This window comes from Bythopirellula sp. (assembly GCF_041737835.1).
Taxonomy (GTDB): Bacteria; Planctomycetota; Planctomycetia; order Pirellulales; family Lacipirellulaceae; genus Bythopirellula.
Genome location: NZ_JBGSQY010000021.1, coordinates 14,972 through 35,059, shown reverse-complemented (window position 1 = coordinate 35,059; position 20,088 = coordinate 14,972). Strand labels below are relative to the sequence as shown.

The window sequence follows — 20,088 nt, the reverse complement described above, 5'->3', positions numbered from 1 at the left end:
CGTTCTGCGTTCTCAAAAAAATCGCGAACAGGCAACATTCGCGACAAGCACGGCAGTCACATCAAAGATAAGATAATGAAAAGATGTTGCCTACAACTTGTATTCTTTCCGCGAAGCAGGCCCGGTGTCAATTGATTCGTCACCAGATTCTTACGAACTCGGCCACGCTCAGCCTGCGGTTTTGGCCTGAGCCGCTGCGTTTTTCGCGGCGTATTGCAGATGGTGTTCTTCGCAAAGCCCCAGCACTTCAATGGCTTTGCGCCCTTTGTGTTGCCCAGGCTTGGCGAAATACTTGGGTTTTCCCTCGACCGATACCACCAACGGTTCGGAAATATCCTTTTCCGTCGCGATGATATCCCCCACTCGGAGGTTGATCAGGTCCGCGGTCGAGATTGTCGTTTCGGCAAGCTCGACCACCACCTCTACGGGCGCATCGGCGATGCGGTCGCTGATCAATTGGATCGATTCTTGCGTCGGCGGACGCTTGCTGTAGCTCACCCAGCTATTGGAAGTCAGTTTGTTGCTGATGCGCTCAATCGAATTAAACGGAATGCACAGGTTCACCATGCCACGCGTTTCGCCGACTGTCAGTTCAAAGCTGATCAGCACCACCACTTCATTAGCGGGAATGATCTGCACAAGCTGCGGGTTGCTCTCCACTCGGTCGACCGCGAGCTCAAACTTCAGAACATTCTCCCACGTATGCTGCATTTCCGCGAGGAACAAGCTTGTGATCCGCGAGACCAGCCGCAGCTCGATCTCGGTCAGCGGCCGCCGCACCGAAGCAGTCGACATCGTGCTGCCACCCAGCAAGCGGTCGATGATCGGAAATAAAATCGACGGATTAATATCGAGGATCAACTGCCCTTCCAGCGGCGGCGCGTTGATCAGATTGAAACACGTCGGATTCTCAAGACTAAAAACGAATTCGCTGTAGGTGAGTTGATCGACGCTGGTGAGCTTCACTTCTACGATATTGCGGAGTAAGGCCGAAAGGGCCGCACCAAAGTTGCGACCAAAGCCTTCGTGCATCGTTTGCAAAGCGCGCATTTGCTCTTTGCCGACGCGCTCGGGGCGTTTGAAGTCGTAGACCGAAACCTTTTCCTTCGGCCTGAGCGTCACCGGCGAAGCAGACAACGACTGCAACTCTTCCGGCTCGGCCTCCAAGGCACTTAGCAGGTTCTCGACTTCTGCTTGACTTAATACATCGCCACCCATGCCGCACTCCATTGCGCTCAATGTGTTGTGACTATTTTCTGACCTGTCCCTGTCCGAAAACCACGTATTTGTAACTGGTCAGCTCTTCGATGCCACAAGGCCCGCGAGCATGAAATTTGTCGGTGCTGATCCCGATTTCGGCACCCAGACCAAACTCCCCGCCGTCATTAAAGCGGGTACTCGCATTGACCATCACCGCGGCGCTGTCGACGGCCGCCGTGAATTTCTGCGCGGCAAGCAAATCGTTCGTCACGATGGTGTCCGTGTGCCCTGAACCGTAGCGATTAATGTGCGCGATGGCCGCATCGACTGATTCGACGACGCAAGCCGAGATAATCGCGGCCAGAAACTCCGCCGCATAATCTTCTTCGCTCGCCGGGACGGCGAAATCGACAAGTTCGCAAGTCCGTTCGTCACCGCGAAGTTCAACTTTGTGCTTAGCCAACGCCGTCGCGGCCAAGGGCAAAAATTCGCCGGCAAGGTCGGTATGCACCAGCAGCGACTCAGCGGCATTGCAAACCCCCAGCCGATGGCACTTCGAGTTGATCAAAATCTCCACAGCCATGTCCAGATCCGCCGCTGCGTCGACGTACACATGGCAATTACCATGAAAATGCTTGATCACAGGCATCTGGGCTTCCGCCACAACGCGGCGAATCAATCCCTCGCCACCGCGCGGGATCGCCACGTCGATATATTCGGGAAGCTGCAAGAAATGGCCCACCGCGGCGCGGTCGGTTGTTTCCACCAACTGCACGGCATCGAGCGGCACACCCGTTTCACGAGCCGCTATCTTCATCAAATCAACAATCGCTTGACTGGAGTGAATGGCTTCTTTGCCGCCACGCAAAATGACCGCGTTGCCACCTTTAACACAAATCGCTGCGGCGTCGGCGGTCACGTTGGGGCGTGATTCGTAAATAAAGAACACCACCCCCAACGGCACACGAACCTTGTTGATCACCAGCCCATTAGGCCGCACCGTGGAGTGCATCACTTCGCCAATGGGGTCGGGCAGCATGGCGACATCGCACAGGGCCAAGGCTATTCCTTCGATCCGCTCGGGGGTGAGCCGCAAGCGGTCGATCTCCGCAGCGGTAAAACCATAACCAGGGGCCGCCGCGAGATCGCGTTCGTTGGCTTCTTGAATCGTATTGCTGTTCTCACGCAGCAGTTCCGCCGACCGCTTCAGCCAGGCGATCTTCGTCTCGCCCGAGAGCTGCGCGAGTTGGGCCGAGGCTTGCTTAGCTCGTCGCGCAACCTGAGTGCAATACTCGGCGAGATCACCGGTCGCGACTTCAGACTGTTCGATGGTAGCCATGACGTTTTGCCTTGCTCAGCAGTGTCCAATGAGCAGACACTATCTCCGTAAGTATCGTTCATGGCCCAGGATGGGTCAACGTCGATGGGTTTGCTAGCTCGAGCGCCACTCCGTCGATTCCGCCGGTCGCGGCGAATGCCAGCAATGCCTCGCGGACGGGCCGCACGTCGTGAACGCGAATCACTTGGACACCCTGTCGGGCAAGCGACAAGGCACTCCCTACGGTGGCGGCCGTGCGATCCTGCTCCGCATCACCGATCACCTTGGCCAAGAAACCTTTCCGCGAATGCCCCACCAACAACGGGCAGCCCAATTCATGAAACTGCCAGCAGTTGGCCATCAGCGTCAGATTGTGCTGATGCGTTTTGCCAAAGCCAATTCCCGGATCGAGGCAAATGCGTTCAGGCGTAATTCCGGCGGCGAGCAAGGCATCGCGCCGTGCCGCCAGATAACTATGGATGTCACGAACGACATCGTTGTAGCGCGGATCATCCTGCATCGTCTTTGGCGTCCCTTGCATGTGCATTGCGCAGACGCCGACTTGCGATTTCGCCGCCAAAGGCAGCATCGCCGGATCGCCTTCTAGTCCGGTGACGTCGTTGATCATTTCAGCACCCGCCGCGATTGCTGCTTCGGCAACAACGGCCTTACTGGTGTCAATCGAAATCGGCACGCTGACCGCTGCGGCGAGAGATTCAATCACCGGCACAACGCGGCGGAGTTCTTCGTCGATGCTCACTGGATCGGCATAAGGTCGAGTGCTTTCCCCGCCGATGTCGAGAATGTCCGCCCCATCGGCCACCAGGGCAAGCGCATGGTCAACGGCAACTTGCGGGTCAAAAAATTTCCCCCCATCCGAAAAGCTGTCGGGCGTGACGTTCACAATCCCCATCAGCAAAGGCAACCGCCCAAACTCAAGTGTGCGGGAGCGTAATTGCCAATGGGCCGCACGCTGGGGATATCGCTTAGCAAGAGAAGACTCGAATTTCATCCCTTGAGCTTAACATGAAGCGCCAATGCTTGCACCGCATACGACTTTTTAGCCAACACTACCAAGGCTCTTCCATCGTCGAAACAATCTGCTGCGCCAGCCGCTCGATCGCTTGCTGCTGAGATACCGCGACCGACTGGCCACCTTCAGGAATCAACTGGGCCGTCTGGCTCACCGGCAGCAATTCCGGCGGCAATATCACCGTGGACGGCAAACGCAACGGCTCGCGGCGGCGATTGAGCCACGAAATTTCGGCGAACATCCCCATCTCGTTCACGCGGGGATCGTCGTTCTTGTTTTCGACGGTCACACGCTTGGTGTCGGCGATGAGCCTGGCCGAGAGAATGCTATCCGCATCGGGGGTGCCCACGACTTTGAACGGCGTTTTGAGTTCGATTTCCTTGACGACCGCTTCTGTCAGCCGTTCGCCCAAATCCCGGCGGAAACTATCGGACTCGATCATCGGCACGTAGACGGTTTGCACGTCGGGGGCATACAGCGATTCGCTCCCCATCCGGTACGAAGCGCAGCCCAAGCAGAGAACCACGGCGAGCAAACTCAGACCCGCACGCTTAGCGATAGACGGTGTTGCCATCGGCTTGCACACCTTCGGTTTGCGGTCGCGTAGCCATTTGAACGTCAGGCTGTTGCTCCAAGAGCGGCACCTGCTGGAGCATTTTGCGCTCGGCATTCTCAGGCCACATCTTCAAAAACCAACCAACTTGAGTCGTCGGATGATCGGGCAAACTGAGAATCTGATCATATCGCTCGCGAGCCTGTGTCCCCAGCGACGAAGTCGGATACTCACGGGCAATCTTGGCGTAATAGTATTTCGCGCTGCCAAAATGCTCGGTTTCGTCGTAATACTTGGCCACCACGAAGTCACGTTCAGCCAAGGCTTCGTTCAACTGAGCCAGCTGCGTATTCAAACGTTCGCGTTCTTCGGCCGATAGGTCGACGTTAAATTGCAGCTTGATTTGCTTGACAAGTTTCTTCGCCTCTTCGAGCGGCGTGCCGTCATAGTTCGGACCTTGGTACTTGCGAATCTTGCTTTGCAGCCCCAGCAGATGAGCCTCGAATTGATGCTCGCTCTGTGGATATTCGGTTCGCAGCAAGTTGTAGTGATAATCCGCGTCGCTGTAGCGACCCCTCAAGAAATACGAATTCGCCGTCGCCATGATCGCATCGTCGGCCAGCGGCCCCGTGGGATCTTTCAAACGAATGTTTTCGTAAGTTTTAATCGCATAGCCCAAGGTGTCGAACCAGGGCCGCGTGTCGTCGAATGCGTTCGGCGTCATGACCCAATGAGGATCGTACTCATGATGCTTTTCCCAATAGCGCGCGATATCGAACTGCCTACGCACGACTTTGTCGAGATGCTGCGAGTTGGGATACTTTTCCAAGAGGTCACCATATTGGGAAACAGCCTTGGAATATTCGTTGGCGTAGAAATAACTCTCCGCCAGATAGAACATCGCATCTTGTTCGATGTCGGAATCCGGATCGCGGTCAACGGCTTCGTCGAAAGCTTCCGCGGCGTCGGCATACTTTTCTTGCCGGAATAATTCTTCGCCCTTGGCAAAGGCCGCGCGTGCGGCGGTGGCGTCGGGGCCCATGCCGAAGGTTGTTTTCACTTCGTCCATGGTTTCGATCATAGCGACGTCGTTGAGCAAGCCCCCGGCCCCTTTGGGCTTCACGACTTTGGCGACTTTCGCCTGAATGGGCCGGCCTTCCTGATCGAAATAGCCTTCTTGGCCAGCCACGCGAAAACCTTCGCCCGGCACGAACTCAGCTTTTTTCTTGTGCTTCTTCCACCACGCCTTGGTGCCCACCTCTTTGGGATCGCCCCCGCCGGTGGTCGGCAACTGCCAACTCGTGGGATTAAGGTCCATGCTCGCGCAGCCTCCTAAGAGGAGTGTGGCGATGGTCCACAGAATCGCGATCTGCTTGCCTGGCTTACTGAGCATGCTGCAGCGTGTGTAGGTGAAACGGCATTCCAACCACGCAACCAGCGCGCAATCGGAGAACAAGTGACGCGGAACCGTACAGGCCAAAGGGGAACGCGGTCAAGGGCTGTTTGCGTGCTCTGCTAGCAGCGCGAAAAGAAACCACGAAACACACCAAACACACGAAAAACTTTAGCCCCGGGTGATTTGTCGGTCCCGCCGACGATACACCCGGGGCGGATGGTTTTCGTTCATGATTTGTCAGTTTCGAGTTTCGAGACACGAGCTTCAAGAACTTCTCGTTAGCCGCGACGCGCCGCGAAGCAACACGGAGCAGGTCAAGCGTTATGCAGGCCGGAACAAGCCGAGGTGGAAAAAAGGGGGCGGGAGTTTTGCCCCCTTTTCTTATTCCTTTTCTATTTCGGACTTCTTTCATACGAATTTGCCAACTGCTTTTGCAGGCCAAGCCAGCAGTAGCGAATCGTTCGCAACTTCGGGACGAAGACGCCATCGACGGTGAGCGCCGTGGCATATTGCGAATCCCCTTCGTTAGTCGGGGCCATACTTCTTAGGCAGAGTTGGTGACGTTTTCACGTTCGTCACCGACTCACCCGACTCAAAGAGCGATGCGGTCAGTTTTGAAGTTTCCTGGTTCGCGGTTGAACATCGACAACCGTGGATTGTGACCGTCAGTTGTTGATCGTGCAGTCACCCCGCATCGCATTTTTCTTTTGTCAGCCAACTGTCTGCTATCCCGACATACACGGACTACCGGTCCTCTGCCATTCTCGTCACATTCGGGGGTGGCCGAGATTTTATTGATGAGTGACTTATTTACTTTGGCAAGTGTGAAGTTTAGATTATTTGCAAATGGTCTTTTCTCTTTAACTTCGTCGCCAGGGGTAGTAATGGTAAAGATACCAGCCAAAGTCAACCAACGTATCGTTGCCGGCATCAAACGCTTTCAGCCGATTCTTGCTTCTGCGAAGACGCGAGACGTGGGTGAGTCTGATACCGTAACCATCATCAACGACATGCTGGCCGAAATCTTTGGCTATGACAAGTTTCTCGAGATTACTTCGGAGTATGCAATCCGTGGTACCTATTGCGATCTGGCGATCAAGTTAGAGGGCAAGCTGGAAATGCTGATCGAAGTCAAAGCAATCGGACTCGACTTGAAAGAACAGCATGTCAAGCAGGCAGTTGATTACGCTGCCAATCAAGGCGTCGATTGGGTCGTGTTAACAAACGGTGTTAGTTGGCGAGTCTACAAAGTTATCTTTGGAAAACCGATCGGCCAAGAACTTGTGATCGAGTTGGAGATATGCAATCTCTCGCCCAAGAGTACCAAGGACGTTGAATCGCTATTTCTATTCTGCAAGGAAGGCTGGATAAAATCGGTCCTTGGTGAATATCACACCCAGAAGCAAACGCTCAGCCGCTTCTTTCTTGGTGCCATGATACTGACCGATCCCGTATTGCAGGTGCTTCGTCGTCAACTCAAACTCATGTCTCCGGACGTCCGTGTCGAGATCGAAGAGATTAAGACGGCACTTGCAGCCGAAGTTATCAAGCGTGAGATATTAGAAGGTGACAAGGCCACCGAAGCGAAACGAAAAATCGCTCGTGCCGCAGGCAAGCAGTTGAAAGCAAAGGTCGAAAAAGCCAATGGTGATGAGGTCGTTGCCGTTGTCGAGGTCGAAGAAAGGAATTGATATGAATTGGCTCCAGTTCTTTGGGTTAGATAGATTGCTGCCAAAGCCAGCTCCAATGACACCAGAGACCGCGGATCCGATAATTGATATTGTCGCGGCAGCTTTACAGGAAAATGACGGGCTTCCTTATCATCCACTGTCGTCACTACAGGGATTTGATGTACTACAGATTGACACGGCACTGAAGTTATGGATTGCTAATCAGTTTCTTCTGCTTTCGTTGAGTGAGAGAGAGGCAGAATTGGACGAAATAGCCGCGGAATTTGCAACGACACCCCAACTAGTCGCCACGCTTTTTGTTGCGGATGAGGAACGCAACAAGTTGAAGTCTGTCCTTAAAGGCTCGCGTGAATTTTCAACGCTACAATTTGAAATGATGCCGTCCTATCTAGATGCCGATGGAAAGGTGAAGCCCGAGTTTGCGTCACTCGAAACGTTGCCATCTTTTGCGAAGTTTTGCCGACAGGTTGGTGCAGCAGACCCCTTATATTGGCAAAATGTTTATACGCGAATAGGACTGCCTTACGAAAAGAGATGCCCTCAAGGCAACAATCCAGTTTTTATCAATTAACAATTGGGCGCAGACTATAGCGCATTGGGGCTCAATATTCTCCGATGCAATTCTCCTGACCTCCGATATCCTTTTCTCTCATTCTTATTCGTGCTATTCGACCGATTCGTGGTTGCCTTTCCTCCGTGTTCTCCGTGTCCTCTGTGGTTTAATATCTTCACCCCGGCCAAGAATTGTTGTGGCGAAGCGATTCTCAATCGCGATAATGGTGTTCGCCATTTGCTAGGCATGTTCTTTAAAAACTGAATCCGCAGACAGTCCTTTTGGAACACGCTCGCCGTGCGTTTTGACCAAAAGTCGACTCGTTTTGGCACGTGTGATTTTCGCAAGGGCTTGGACTATCAAGACTTGCGATTTGACCAAGTGACAAAACCCAAGAGTTTCGTCACCAAAGTTGGGACCCCAGCGCTCGCGCGAAAAGGCAGGTTGGCAACATTTATGAGACCGCAAACCAAGCAAACCTCGCAAAGCTCGCAAACCTGAAGAGATGTTTTTGTAGGCCGGAACAAGCGGTGCGCCGTTCCGGCATGGCTTACTTAACACTGTTCTGTGCCGGAACGGCGCGGAGCTTGTTCCGGCCTATACCCAACACATGGACAAACCGTGTGGATGTGTAGACTAGATTCTTCGGCTCGCCGTGATTTCCCTGCGGGAGTTTATGGCTCGCCTCAGAATGACCTGATAAACCTACGCGCTTTCGCGTTGGTCGTCGGTCAGCCGCTCGATGCGCACTCGTTCGACGCGGCGTTTCGAGGCTTCGAGCACGCGGATTTGCACCTGCTCCTGCCACGTGAGCGATTCACCAGAGACCGGCACGCGGCCTAGTTCAGAAAAGACAAATCCGCCGATCGTCGTGTAATCACCATCCTCAGGGAGTTCGATGCCTAAGCGTTCGTTGATTTCGTCGATGCGTGTTTTGCCGAGGGCTTCGCAGATGTTGTCGTCGATCATGTGGATTTCCTCGACGACTTCTTCGTCGTATTCATCGACGATCTCGCCGACGATTTCCTCGAGAACGTCTTCGACGGTGACCAGTCCCGCCACGCCGCCGTATTCATCGAGCACGACCGCGATATGGGTCCGCATTTTTTGGAACATCTGCAACAGATCATGCACTGGCTTGGTTTCGGGCACAAAGACCGGCTTACGCAGCAGTTCTCGAATCGGAGTTCGCGATGCTCCATCGCTCGTTGCCAACTCGGGGAGCAAGTCCTTGGTGTACAGGATGCCGATGATGTCGTCGCGGTTCTTTTCGTACACAGGGATCCGCGTGTGGCCCGTCTCAATCGCTGCGGCAATGAGGGCATCCCACTCCAGCCCGATCGAAAGCATGTGCATGTCGGTCCGCGGAGTCATTACGTCCGCTACATCGGCCTCGCCGAGGTCGATCACCCCTTCGATCATTTCCCGGGCTTCTTCTTCGAGCAAACCTTCGCGGTGCCCTTCGCTGACAATCGTCCGGATTTCTTCCTCGATCCGCTCGTCGTCTTCGTCGTGTTGCTCGCGGCCAGCTATGCGGTGGAACAGCACGTCCAAGAAATGCGCCCCCCAACCTAGCGGCGTCGTCAGCACAGCCAGCCCCCGCCACAGCGGCCAAGTGCGAGACAGAAACTCTTCGGAGAACACACGCGCGATCGCGCGGCTGATCCAAACGATGCCGATGATCAGGACCAAAGCACACACCGCACCCGTGGCGAGAAGCGTGCTCCAATCTTCGTTGTCGGCCAACTCCCAACGCATGTCGACCCAGGCGGTGATAATCACCACGGCAAACGCGGCGAGCAGCACGGTCAGTATTTCAGCACCCAGCCCCACGTGTTCGTGTTCTTGCAAGACTTGGGAAAAACGATCTGGGTTGCCGCGGCGGCGGCAGATTTCTTCTAAATCGTGCCGAGAAAAGTCTCGCAACGACCGCGCACCGAGATTGGCCACTATCGCGGCTGCGAGTGTTACCAGACCCGTTATGAGCAATGCCGACAACGTCACGATGACGAATCCTTTCCAAGAGCATCCTGCCAACGTGACCGGTCAGCTGGCAGGGCGATTCCCAACTGTCTCAAATAGTGTGCCTCGGCCGCGTACATTTCTCGCTGATCGGCCGGTTCGTGATCGTCATAGCCCACCAAATGCAGCGTGCCATGAATCACGTAGAGCAACAATTCGTCCAGCGGCGACCAACCTGCTTCCTGGGCTTCCCGCACCGCCGTGTCGGAGCTGACGATCAATTCCCCTTCGACGAGCTGCGGCGTTTCCTCCAGAACAAAGCTTAATACGTCAGTGGGATAATCGTGCTGGAGATACTGCACATTGAGTGCGTGGATCGCAGGATCATCAACCACGGCGATGCTCACCATGGCTTGGGAATAATCCGTGTCGGCCAGAATGGCGTCCACCGCGGCGACTAATCGCGCTTCGTCGATGGTTAATGTCGCTTGTTCGTTGGCGACAAGAATTCGGTAAGCCCGTTTCGCAGGGTCCGATTCGCTGGGCATAGGGGAAGACGTGGGTGGGGGAACTTTGTCCAAACGGTGTTCGTGCATATCGTTCACGAGGTGGGAGAACAAACGCTACGCCGTTTCTTGCTCGGGGTATTTAACGCGGCCATGATACACGGCGGTGAGCGATTTTACCAAACTTTCACCAACTTTGCGCACCTCTTCCAAAGTCAGCCCACTTTCGTCAAATTGGCCGTCCAAAAGCCGCTTCATCGCCAAATCTTCGACGATTCCTTCGATGCGCGAAGGAGTTGGCTCCTTAAGTGCCCGGCTGGCACTCTCCACCGCATCGGCCAGCATCAGCACGCCGGCTTCTTTAGACTGCGGTTTCGGGCCGGGATAGCGGAACGAGCTTTCATCGACTTCGGCGCTGTCGGGATCTTGGTTCCGCTTCTCATTGGCTTGGCGATAAAAATACTCGACAAGGGTCGTGCCGTGATGCTGTTGAATGAAGTCGATTATCGATTCCGGAAGTTTATTCTGGCGCGCGAGGTCAGCCCCATCTTTCACATGGGCAATGATCACTAGCGTGCTCATCGCCGGGACCAGCGTATCATGGCGGTTCTGACCAGGGGTTTGATTTTCGATAAAGTAACCCGGCTTAAGCATTTTGCCGATGTCGTGGAAGTAAGCCCCCACGCGCACCAACAAGCCGCGGGCACCGATGGATTCCGCCGCGGCTTCGGCAAGCGATGCCACCGTGATCGAATGGTTGTAAGTTCCCGGTGCTCGGCGAATCAATTCTTGCAGCAGCGGATGGGCCGGGTCGCCCAATTCAATGAGGCTCAAATCGGTCTGCACGTTGAACACACGTTCCACGGCTGGCAAAAGTACCGTCATCAACGATCCGGCAATCACTGACCAAAGCGCCAGTGTGAGCCCATTGATCCACAATTGCATGTGAGGTTGACCGTAGAGCGTGCCAACGCCGACCGTCGTAAAGAGCGCCACGACGCCCGCGACGGCACCGACGGACAGGAGTTTGCCGCGGGTGCGAACTTGTTTCAAAACCAGAATCGCCCCTGCCACCGTCGCCAGCAGCACGAGCGATTGCTGCATATCAAGCCCGATGGCCACGGTAATCACCAAATTGACGCTGGCCGCGATAATCAGTGCCATCTCTTGTTGATAGGCGATGGCGACCGTCATTCCTAACAGCAATAGCGGAATGACTTCAGTGCCCCACAAGTAATGACTTACTAAGTCGGCAAGCAATACCGTAACGCAGCATAACGTGACCAGCGAGACAAAGCGGAAAAGATCGTTCAGGGCGCGAGGTTCGCGTGCGTAGATGTAAAATCCACAAAGTGTGTAAAGGGCGACATACATTCCCAAAATCGCCAGAGCTCGCCGCACTTTCACGCCGAAGCCGCGCTCGGCGAGTCGCGAATCGTATTCGAGTTTCAGGAGTTTCAGCGTGTCGGCATCAATCGCCACGCCCCCCTTAGCGAGCGTGTTTTCGCCCGTGCGAAATGGTTTGGTCACTTCGGCCACCGCCGCGGCTGCGGCATCTTGTGCTTTGAGCGTTGCGGCAAGATTTAATTTCAGCGTCGGCAGCAATCGCGGTCGCAACCAGGCAAACACTTGTTGCGCTAGTTCCACCGAAGAAAGCTTCTCGTTGAGAGATTGCTGCAGTTTGGCACTGGCATTCTTGATTAGTACGTCGGGAACATCTCGCCCCGCTTCGGCGGAAAAGCCTTCCCCTTCGCGGGTGCGGACGAAGATTTTCTCCAAGTTGCCGTCGTGTTCCTTAGGCAGTTCTTCCAACAGACCCCATTCTTCAAGTGGAGCCATCGATTCGGCAACCTTGGTATTGAAAGCATCCAGAGCCGTCTCCGTGGCGAGGGATTCTTTCAACCGTTTGAATTGCTCGGCGCGCTCTTCGTCGGTCGGGTCGGGCGTGCCTTCCGCCAGCGGCGGCTGAAACTGCTGCCAGAGTTCGGGATCAACGTCTTCCCAGGTTTCGGCCGTGAGAAGTTTGCCGATTTCCAGCCTTAATTGAGCTCGCAGCTGTTCGAGTGGCGCAGGGTCTTGGTCGTACACGGCCACCGTCAACCGGCGGGACAAGGTGCGAGCTTCTGCAGTCGCGGCTTGGTCGGGCTGCTCGAAATCGACGCTTGCCACGATGTTCCGCTCGGGAACTTCGTTGAGCCGATAGCGGAACGGCGGATCCCAGCCTCGGGTGAAGATCAGCATCAAAATCGCGGCTAGTGCGCAAATGGCCAACCGCAGCAAGATGGAACCTCGCTGTAGTTGCCCCCACAAATTGCCCAACAGCCCAGGTGGCAATTCGACGACAGCCACGCGTTGCTGTCGAGTTCGTTTTTGAGGGATATTGGCCATAACAAAATAACTCACCACCCCAGCGCAGTTTTACCGCAGGGGTGAGTCGCTGAAATCTCAGCGTTTCTTTTTCGAGCTCTCCTCATACGCGCGGACAATATCCTGCACAATCCGATGGCGGACGATGTCTTCGGTCGAAAGATGAATCTTGGCGAAGCCTTCGATATCCCGCAGGCGCGACAACGCATCGATCAATCCGCTCTTGGTGTGCGGGGGCAAGTCGATCTGCGTCGTGTCACCCGACACAACAATTTGAGACCCTTCGCCCATCCGCGTCAAAAACATTTTCATTTGTGCGACGGTCGTGTTTTGGGCCTCATCCATGATGATGAATGCATTATTCAGCGTCCGGCCACGCATGTAAGCGAGCGGCACGACTTCGATCACGTCCTCATCCATATATCGCTGGACCTGATCGCGGTCGATCATGTCACCCAGCGCATCCAACAGTGGTCGCAGATAGGGATTGATCTTTGCCTGCAAATCACCAGGAAGAAAGCCGAGGCTTTCGCCCGCTTCGACCGCAGGGCGCACCAGCACCAACTTCCGCACCCGGTGAGCCCGAAGGGCTTCCACGGCGGTGGCCACGGCCAAATACGTTTTGCCCGTACCAGCGGGACCCGTACAGAACACCAGCGCGTTTTCGCGGATGGTGCGCAAGTAGTCGGCTTGGCCGCGAGTGCGGGGGTGAATGAGTTTACCGCCACGGACGCTGATCGGTTCAGCGCGTGGCATTTTTTCGCCCGTCGTGACGCGGCGGATAACTTGCTGCACTTGATCATTATCAAGGGGCAAATCGCGCGCGAGCAATGTGCGCAATTCTTCCAACACGCTCGTGGCCTGTATCACGGCGTGTTCGTCGCCATGGATATAGATTTTGCCGTCACGCGTCGAGATATGCGCGGGAATTGCTTCGCGTATCTGTTTAAGATGCTGATCCTTCGTCCCCAGGATGAGTACCAGACTCTCTGGATCCCCTACCGAGATGCTTGCTTCAATCATGCAGACAGGGGCGCGTGGTAAGCGTCCGTATTGCTATAAGGAGTCATCGCCGGGTCTCCGTCCTTCGGCGCCGCAACGAGCGATGTCACTTCATAAATATACTCAATCCCTGCCAGCAACGGCCACCCAATCGCCCCCTGCCGGGCCTAAATAGTGACTGGCTAACGGTTTGTAGGGATTCTGCCACGGAACCGGTCGGCGGCAGACTATACCACAATTGGCATTCTGGGAACTTATCGCTCGCCTGAAACGCCTCTCGTGCAATGTCATTAAACGCTCACAACTCCCAATATCCAAAGCAAATAAGCCACCGGTGCGGCCAGCAGCAGCGAGTCGAGCAAATCCAACACGCCGCCAAAACCGGGGAGCCACGTGCTGGAGTCTTTCATTCCCGCATCACGTTTGAGCAGTGATTCGGTCAAGTCGCCGATCATGCCGGCGATGCTCACACAGACGCCATAGGCGATGGCCCCACCCAACCAAGGCAACCACGCTCGCTCGCTTGGCACGCTCATGAAACGGGCAAACGGGCCCAACATTAGAAACGCCATGGCGGTGCCCAAGGCCAAGCCGCTGGCTGCTCCTTCCCATGTCTTTCCGGGACTGATGACGGGAGCCAACTTGTGTTTCCCCCATTTCTTCCCGCCAAAGTACGCGCCGATATCGGTGAATTTCACCACAGCGATCATCGAAAAGAGCGCGACCATGCCACCGTGAAAACGCTCGCCGTCGATGGGGAGCAAACGGAGTTGCACCAAAAATCCCAACAAGCCGCCAACATAAACCACGGCCAACGTGGCGAGTGCAATTTGGGTGATTGTTTTGCCAGGAGCCGTATAACGCCACATCTCGGCAATGACATTCACAATAAATCCAGCAGCAACGGCCAATCCTAAACAGCCAAGCCGACCGACAGTGGTATTGCCGGTGCCATCGGACCAACTCAATGGCAAGCTTGCGCCGATAAGCGTCACCAATGTTGCCACATGAGTGGCCAAGTGGTGTGGTTCATGTCCCACGGCTCGAAACATGGCGAGCAGTTCTTCCGTGGCGAGCACACACACCAAGGCAGCCAAGGGAAACAAATACATACCGGGCCGAGGACCATGCACATCGAGCCAGCAAAGCCCCAATAACAAAGCCACCAAGGCCGTTCCGATAATGAGTCGCCAGCGAAGCACTTAAGACTTTGCCCCCAAAGCCGAATTGCGTCTTGTCAACAGAAATGCGATGGGCAGCAGCAGAACGATACTGCTTGGCTCGGGCACGGCCGTCACGGCAATCGATGGGCTCTCGTATCCCGCTTGCCAATCAGCTAAGTCGCCGGAACTGAATGGAACGGGTGATTCGCCCCGCTGCCAAGCCAAGAAGTCTCTTCCGTTAACCACGCCGTCGGCGTTGAAATCGCCCGGCACGCTGAAGAAATCGGCAGCCGAACCGACCATCACACTGCTCACCGTGTAGTTCGCCTCAAATAAGCTGGTGAACTGCAAGTCGGTGATCGTGGGGTTGAAGCCAGTGCCGCCGTCGGCGGAGAGCATCCACTGGAAATCCGGATCGGTGAAGTTGCCTACGGTCGAGCCGGTGGCAAATAGCGACGCCTGCAGCTGGTTGGCGTCGGTGCCGTTGCCAGAGATTTTTGCCACAAACAAGAATGTCTCATTCGCAGCGAAGCCGTCCGCCGTCACATCTTCGCCAAGTGCGTCCGTCTGACTGCGAATGCCGAAGTCGGTCTGCTGACCGAAGAACGCGAAATCATACGCTGCTTGGCCGGCGGCGGTTTGGAGTTCCAATGTGATGGTGCGATTCGGCGACGCCAACTGGGCAGCGGTCAGCCCTGCCGTGTCCTGCCGTACGAGAAAAGTAAGGTAGGTTTCATCGTTTTCGGCAAGGTTGATTGGCGTTGCCAGCGTCGTCTTCATCTTGCGGGCCGCGGTATTGAGCCCGTCAAACGCCTCCGCGCTGTTCTGCTGACGAATCGTGACAGCTGTTGTACTGAACTTTTCCGCGCCTACGCCATCAGCGTCAAACGAAAGATAGCCGGGATCACGCTGGTTGAAGTTGCCCGTCTCGACGAGTTGGTTGGCCACGTTCCGCTCCGCCTGCCAGCGCCCATTGAGGCCCATCGTGGTGCCCAGTTTCTCGAACGTGCCCGTGTAAGGGAGCCGGTCCGGAATGGCCACGCCAAGCGTCGTAAACCGTGCGGCCAGCCAATCGGCGTCTGCCTGGTTGACGAAGCCGTTGCCGTCGCGGTCGCCCTTCTCCCAGTTCCCCCCAATATAAAACGCCTCCATACGCGCCGGCGTGTTCGTGCCGGTCCAGCCGGGCACGCTCCCCATATTGTCCGCCAGGGCGTTCGCGTCGACCGCGTCGACCTTGCCATTAAGGTCCAAATCCGGGATACCTTGCTTAAACATGGCGTAGTGGTGTGCCACTCGGTGCAGGCTCATCGGCCCCACAGCGTCGTAGTGTAGAGTCCAGAACATCACCCCTGGCTGGCCGCGATCGAGCGCGAGTTGAACATTGTCGCGCACCATGTAGCGGCTGTTAATTGTCCACGTGCCAGTGTGCGTGCCGTTAAAATCGGTGAGGGTGCCCGTGTACGACGTGGCGTCGGCAGGGAGATCAGGATTCGCGGCCACGATCGCCTTGAGGCTTTTGGTCGCCGGACCGTCCGTGCCCCATGTGCCGATGCCGATGACAATCTGCTCGTCGGTGAACGCCTTCTCGACCCCCTGCCCCGTGAGATTCATCTTCCCATTTGCAAAACCCGCCTGTGACGACGCAGCGTAGTGATAGGCCATCATCATGATTTGGTCGTACACTCGCGCATCGAACAGCGACGAGTCATCCCACCTCGCATCAGTAGACCCATAATCGTCGACGGAAATCTCGACGCGATGCTCCTGTCCCGGGGGATTGAGCGCCGTCCCAAGTTCTCTCGCAAACTGCGTATAGTTGCCCCATTTCGTAGCGGTGTTGGGACGTTCCCAGTCGAGGTTGACCCCCGCTAGTCCCCATTGATCGACGATCGTCTTGACGTTGTTCACAAACGTCGCGCGAATGGAAGCATTGCCGGTGATCGTCGTCCAAACCGAATCGACGCTGCCGCCGTTGGTGTCGAACATGTCCATCATCAACCGAAAGCCATACTGCTCGGAATCGGTCTTCAACTTGCCAAGATTGGCGTCCGTCCGGCTGTGCTTAAACAGCGTACCATCGGCCCTGGGGTGGTAGCCGGCATGATAGATTACGTCCGAAACGTGATTGTAAACGCCGTCGCCGGCGAACGTGTTGATCTGCGATGTCTCGGTCCAGTACGGCACGAAGCTCCAGATGCGAAAATCCGCCGCGTCCCACGACGAGACGGAGCTTTCCTGGGCACGGGCGACTGTCGACGCCGCGATCAGCGCAGTCAACAGCACTAATGCGACAGCAGGCAGGCGGAGTATCTCGCGACGACGAATGCGCATGATCTAAAGTGCCTTTCGATGTTCCTGTGGTCCTGGCTTGTCCCGAATGTAGCCTTAAGATACCTCGGATATCTTAATCACAAACGACGCTCTGGTACAGCAAAACGGCGCGTATCGGCTTGTCGTTTCGTTTATCTCTCTGGGGAGTGCCGCGCGCCAGACTGGCTAGTAACGTGTTTGAATTGCCGGCCACAGCACTCTGCGGAAACACCAGGCATTGCCAAAAAAATTCCCTACATAAGCCCGCCGAATTTACGATTTCTTTGGGCAAAATCTGCCATTGCTTCGTGAAGCGTTGTTTCATCAAATTCAGGCCAACACTTCTCGGTCACCCAAATCTCGGCATAGCTGATTTGCCACAACAGAAAATTGCTGATCCGCATCTCGCCCGCGGTGCGAATCAGAAGATCGGGATCATCCGACCCCGCCGTGTACAGGTGGTCGGCGATGATGGATTCATTGACCTGTTCAGGCGAGAGTTCACCCGCCACGATCTCGCGGCCGATCGCTTGCATGGCGTCAACCAGCTCAGCACGGCTGCCATAGTTGATCGCCAAATTGAGCCACATGCCATAGTTCTCGCGGCTCATGGCGACGGTCTGGTCGAGTTCTTTGAGAACTTGCTCGGGGATGTTCGTCCGCCTGCCGACCATCCGTACCCGCAGATTGTTCTCCATGATCGTCGTGCGTTCTTCGATCATGTATTGCTCGAGCAAGTGCATCAAAAAATCGATCTCTTGCTGTGGGCGTTTCCAATTCTCGCTCGATAGGCAATAGAGCGTGAGCTGTTCCAATTTGAGCCGGGCGCATTCCTCGGTCGTTTTGCGCACGGAGTCAACGCCCCGGCGATGCCCATCGATCCGCGGCAAATTCTGACGCTGAGCCCAGCGACCATTGCCGTCCATAATGATGGCGATGTGCCGCGGCCAACGGTCACGGGGAATATGAGCAAGCAACTCTGGGATATGCTCCGCCATCATGAACATCCGAGATCAGTGGGTGGCGGTGAGGGAACGGCTATTGAGCACGGGGATCGTCTGGGCGCGATCAGGACCAACGGAAACCATTTCCACGGGAACACCAATCAACACGCCGATAAGATCCAAATAATCGCGTGCCGCAGCTGGCAGTTCGTCGAGCGAACGGACCCCCGTAATATCTTCCTGCCAACCTGGTAGCGTTTCGTAAATCGGTTTCACTTTACGAATATCATCGACGTGACTGGGGAAGGTCGACGTACGCTTGCCGTCGATTTCATAGGCCGTGCAGATTTTGAGTTCTTCCAGCCCGCTCAACACATCAAGCAGCATCACACAAATCGAATCCACACCGCTCAGCCGCGAAGTGTAACGCAAGGCCACGGTATCGAGCCATCCGCACCGACGGGGACGGCGAGTCACCGTGCCATATTCATTGCCCTGATCGCGGATGCGCTGGCCGATTTCGTTGTCCTGTTCCGTCGGGAACGGTCCACCGCCGACGCGAGTGCTATAGGCCTTCACGATGCCGATCACTTTGTCGATGTATTTTCCTGGCACGCCGGAACCGTTGGAAATTCCGACGCCCGAGCTATTGCTGCTCGTCACGAATGGATAAGTCCCATGATCGACGTCGAGCAATGCCCCTTGGGCCCCTTCAAACAAAATGCGCTTGCCATTCTCGGCGGCGGAGAGCAAATACTCCGTGGTGTCGGCCACATACGGTCGCAACCGTTCGGCAAAGGCGTGATATTGCTCGTAGATTTCTGCCGCGTTGAGCTCTTGAAATTCCTCAGCGGGTAACATCGCTTTGAGCAGACGGTTTTTCTCCGCGGTAATGAATGTGACCTGTTCGCGGAATGTGTCGCGATACATGTCACCCAGCCGAATCGCGAACGAACGGCCCACCTTATCACGATAACAAGGCCCGATGCCGCGACCGGTCGTGCCAATGTTTTCGCCATCGGATGTGTTGCGATCCATCGAGCGGTCTTCGGCGAAGTGCCAAGGGAAGATCACATGCGCGCGGTCGCTGAGCTTGAGATTGTCGTAGTCTTCGACGTTCCGTGATGCGAGTTCATCGAGTTCTTCAATCGCTTTAGCAGGATTGATGACCACGCCCCCGGCAATCACGCACGTCACACCCGCGGTCAGCACGCCGCTCGGGAGCAGCGACAATTTGTAGACTTCGCCGCCGACGACAACGGTGTGCCCGGCGTTCGCCCCCCCTTGGTAACGAACGACAATGTCGTGGTCGCGGGTCAACAGGTCGACGATCTTTCCTTTGGCTTCGTCGCCCCATTGCAAACCAATAACACATGTCCCAGGCACGTCATCTCCTCCGCGGCAACGGGGCGCAGCGCACTTGCGTACTCTTTCCCCAGGTCTACGATAAACAAACGACCCAATTGTAACGAACCTCAAGCCCTACCGACACGGGGTGCATCGAAATCGAGATTATGGACTACCTCTATCTAACAATCGAGATTCTGCTGCTGCTCTTTGCCATGGGTTTTGGCTGGTTGCTGACGCTGCTGGCTTTGCCGGGGATTTGGCTGATGGTTGGCGCGGCGGCTTTGTATGCCTGGCTGGGTCCGCAAACAGGTGTTACGAACATGACCTGGAATACCGTCATCGCGATGCTAATTTTAGCGATCATCGGCGAAATTGCTGAATTCTTGGCCGGTGTAATCGGAGCCAGTCGGGCGGGAGGTAGCCGCCGCGCGGCAGTTTATTCGTTGATGGGATCACTTATTGGCGCCATCGGTGGCGCGAGCGCCGGCATTCCGATCCCCGTAATCGGTTCGGCCATCGGTGCGGTCGTGGGTGGTGCTTTGGGGGCGTTTGGAGGCGCAGCCTACGCGGAACACTCATTGGGCATGGAAGTCCAACAATCGATGAAAGTTGGCCAAGCCGCCTTCTGGGGACGCCTGTTGGGCACTGGAGCGAAAACCGTGTTCGCTTCGATCATCGCCGTCATGGCCGTCGTCGCCCTCTGCGCGTAAGCGATTTCTTCCCGCGCAGATTCTGCTTTG

17 protein-coding genes are annotated in these 20,088 nt (G+C 55.7%); 3 read left to right on the top strand and 14 right to left on the bottom strand.

Annotated elements, in window-relative coordinates; all coding sequences use genetic code 11:
* Nucleotides 1–168 precede the first annotated feature (168 nt).
* From fliM to AC6T8Q_RS04800, 6 genes are all read right to left on the bottom strand, one after another.
* The gene (gene fliM / locus AC6T8Q_RS04825) at nucleotides 169–1,218 is read right to left on the bottom strand and encodes a flagellar motor switch protein FliM (protein WP_500677997.1); all 1,050 of its coding nucleotides are present in this window, start codon (nucleotides 1,216–1,218) and stop codon (nucleotides 169–171) included.
* A gap of 31 nt (nucleotides 1,219–1,249) precedes the next feature.
* Complete coding sequence (locus AC6T8Q_RS04820) at nucleotides 1,250–2,539, bottom strand: glutamate-5-semialdehyde dehydrogenase (RefSeq protein WP_500677996.1); 1,290 nt, start codon at nucleotides 2,537–2,539, stop codon at nucleotides 1,250–1,252.
* 58 nt (nucleotides 2,540–2,597) lie between these two features.
* A complete protein-coding gene (gene folP / locus AC6T8Q_RS04815; RefSeq protein WP_500677995.1) occupies nucleotides 2,598–3,530 on the bottom strand; it encodes a dihydropteroate synthase in 933 nt (310 codons plus the stop codon).
* 58 nt (nucleotides 3,531–3,588) lie between these two features.
* Nucleotides 3,589–4,125, bottom strand: a complete 537-nt coding sequence (gene lptE, locus AC6T8Q_RS04810; RefSeq protein ID WP_500677994.1) for an LPS assembly lipoprotein LptE — start codon at nucleotides 4,123–4,125, stop codon at nucleotides 3,589–3,591.
* Nucleotides 4,103–5,497 (bottom strand): tetratricopeptide repeat protein, encoded by a 1,395-nt coding sequence (locus AC6T8Q_RS04805; protein WP_500677993.1) that lies wholly within the window; start codon nucleotides 5,495–5,497, stop codon nucleotides 4,103–4,105. Before AC6T8Q_RS04805 ends, lptE begins: the two co-directional genes overlap by 23 nt.
* 395 nt (nucleotides 5,498–5,892) lie before the next feature.
* A complete protein-coding gene (locus AC6T8Q_RS04800) occupies nucleotides 5,893–6,039 on the bottom strand; it encodes a hypothetical protein (protein WP_500677992.1) in 147 nt (48 codons plus the stop codon).
* A 258-nt stretch (nucleotides 6,040–6,297) separates the two neighbouring features.
* On the opposite strand from AC6T8Q_RS04800, the gene AC6T8Q_RS04795 reads away from it, so the two are divergent.
* Both AC6T8Q_RS04795 and AC6T8Q_RS04790 read left to right on the top strand, forming a co-directional pair.
* Nucleotides 6,298–7,191, top strand: a complete 894-nt coding sequence (locus AC6T8Q_RS04795; RefSeq protein WP_500677991.1) for a type I restriction enzyme HsdR N-terminal domain-containing protein — start codon at nucleotides 6,298–6,300, stop codon at nucleotides 7,189–7,191.
* 1 nt (nucleotide 7,192) lies between these two features.
* Nucleotides 7,193–7,762, top strand: a complete 570-nt coding sequence (locus tag AC6T8Q_RS04790; protein WP_500677990.1) for a hypothetical protein — start codon at nucleotides 7,193–7,195, stop codon at nucleotides 7,760–7,762.
* Nucleotides 7,763–8,449: 687 nt separating this feature from the next.
* Here the strand turns inward: AC6T8Q_RS04790 and AC6T8Q_RS04785 are convergent.
* The 8 genes from AC6T8Q_RS04785 to AC6T8Q_RS04750 all read right to left on the bottom strand — a co-directional run bounded on the left by AC6T8Q_RS04785 (nucleotide 8,450) and on the right by AC6T8Q_RS04750 (nucleotide 19,384).
* Nucleotides 8,450–9,748: a hemolysin family protein gene (locus AC6T8Q_RS04785; protein ID WP_500677989.1), complete on the bottom strand. Its 1,299-nt coding sequence runs from the start codon at nucleotides 9,746–9,748 to the stop codon at nucleotides 8,450–8,452.
* Entirely contained in the window at nucleotides 9,745–10,254 is a 510-nt protein-coding gene (gene ybeY, locus AC6T8Q_RS04780; protein ID WP_500677988.1) for an rRNA maturation RNase YbeY, read from the bottom strand. Before ybeY ends, AC6T8Q_RS04785 begins: the two co-directional genes overlap by 4 nt.
* Nucleotides 10,255–10,329: 75 nt before the next feature.
* The gene (locus AC6T8Q_RS04775) at nucleotides 10,330–12,600 is read right to left on the bottom strand and encodes an HD family phosphohydrolase (RefSeq protein ID WP_500677987.1); all 2,271 of its coding nucleotides are present in this window, start codon (nucleotides 12,598–12,600) and stop codon (nucleotides 10,330–10,332) included.
* A gap of 57 nt (nucleotides 12,601–12,657) precedes the next feature.
* Nucleotides 12,658–13,602 carry a PhoH family protein gene (locus AC6T8Q_RS04770; protein WP_496919739.1) on the bottom strand — a complete coding sequence of 315 codons (945 nt, stop codon included), beginning with the start codon at nucleotides 13,600–13,602 and terminating at the stop codon, nucleotides 12,658–12,660.
* 269 nt (nucleotides 13,603–13,871) lie between these two features.
* Nucleotides 13,872–14,783, bottom strand: coding sequence for a phosphatidate cytidylyltransferase (locus tag AC6T8Q_RS04765; RefSeq protein WP_500677986.1), 912 nt, complete (start codon nucleotides 14,781–14,783; stop codon nucleotides 13,872–13,874).
* Nucleotides 14,784–17,075, bottom strand: coding sequence for a glycoside hydrolase family 18 protein (locus AC6T8Q_RS04760; RefSeq protein ID WP_500677985.1), 2,292 nt, complete (start codon nucleotides 17,073–17,075; stop codon nucleotides 14,784–14,786).
* 233 nt (nucleotides 17,076–17,308) lie between these two features.
* Complete coding sequence (gene uppS, locus AC6T8Q_RS04755) at nucleotides 17,309–18,052, bottom strand: undecaprenyl pyrophosphate synthase (protein ID WP_500677984.1); 744 nt, start codon at nucleotides 18,050–18,052, stop codon at nucleotides 17,309–17,311.
* Between the two features lie 15 nt (nucleotides 18,053–18,067).
* A complete protein-coding gene (locus tag AC6T8Q_RS04750; RefSeq protein WP_500677983.1) occupies nucleotides 18,068–19,384 on the bottom strand; it encodes an adenylosuccinate synthase in 1,317 nt (438 codons plus the stop codon).
* 128 nt (nucleotides 19,385–19,512) lie between these two features.
* Between AC6T8Q_RS04750 and AC6T8Q_RS04745 the strand changes: the two genes are divergently transcribed.
* Complete coding sequence (locus AC6T8Q_RS04745; RefSeq protein ID WP_500677982.1) at nucleotides 19,513–20,058, top strand: DUF456 family protein; 546 nt, start codon at nucleotides 19,513–19,515, stop codon at nucleotides 20,056–20,058.
* Nucleotides 20,059–20,088: the final 30 nt, after the last annotated feature.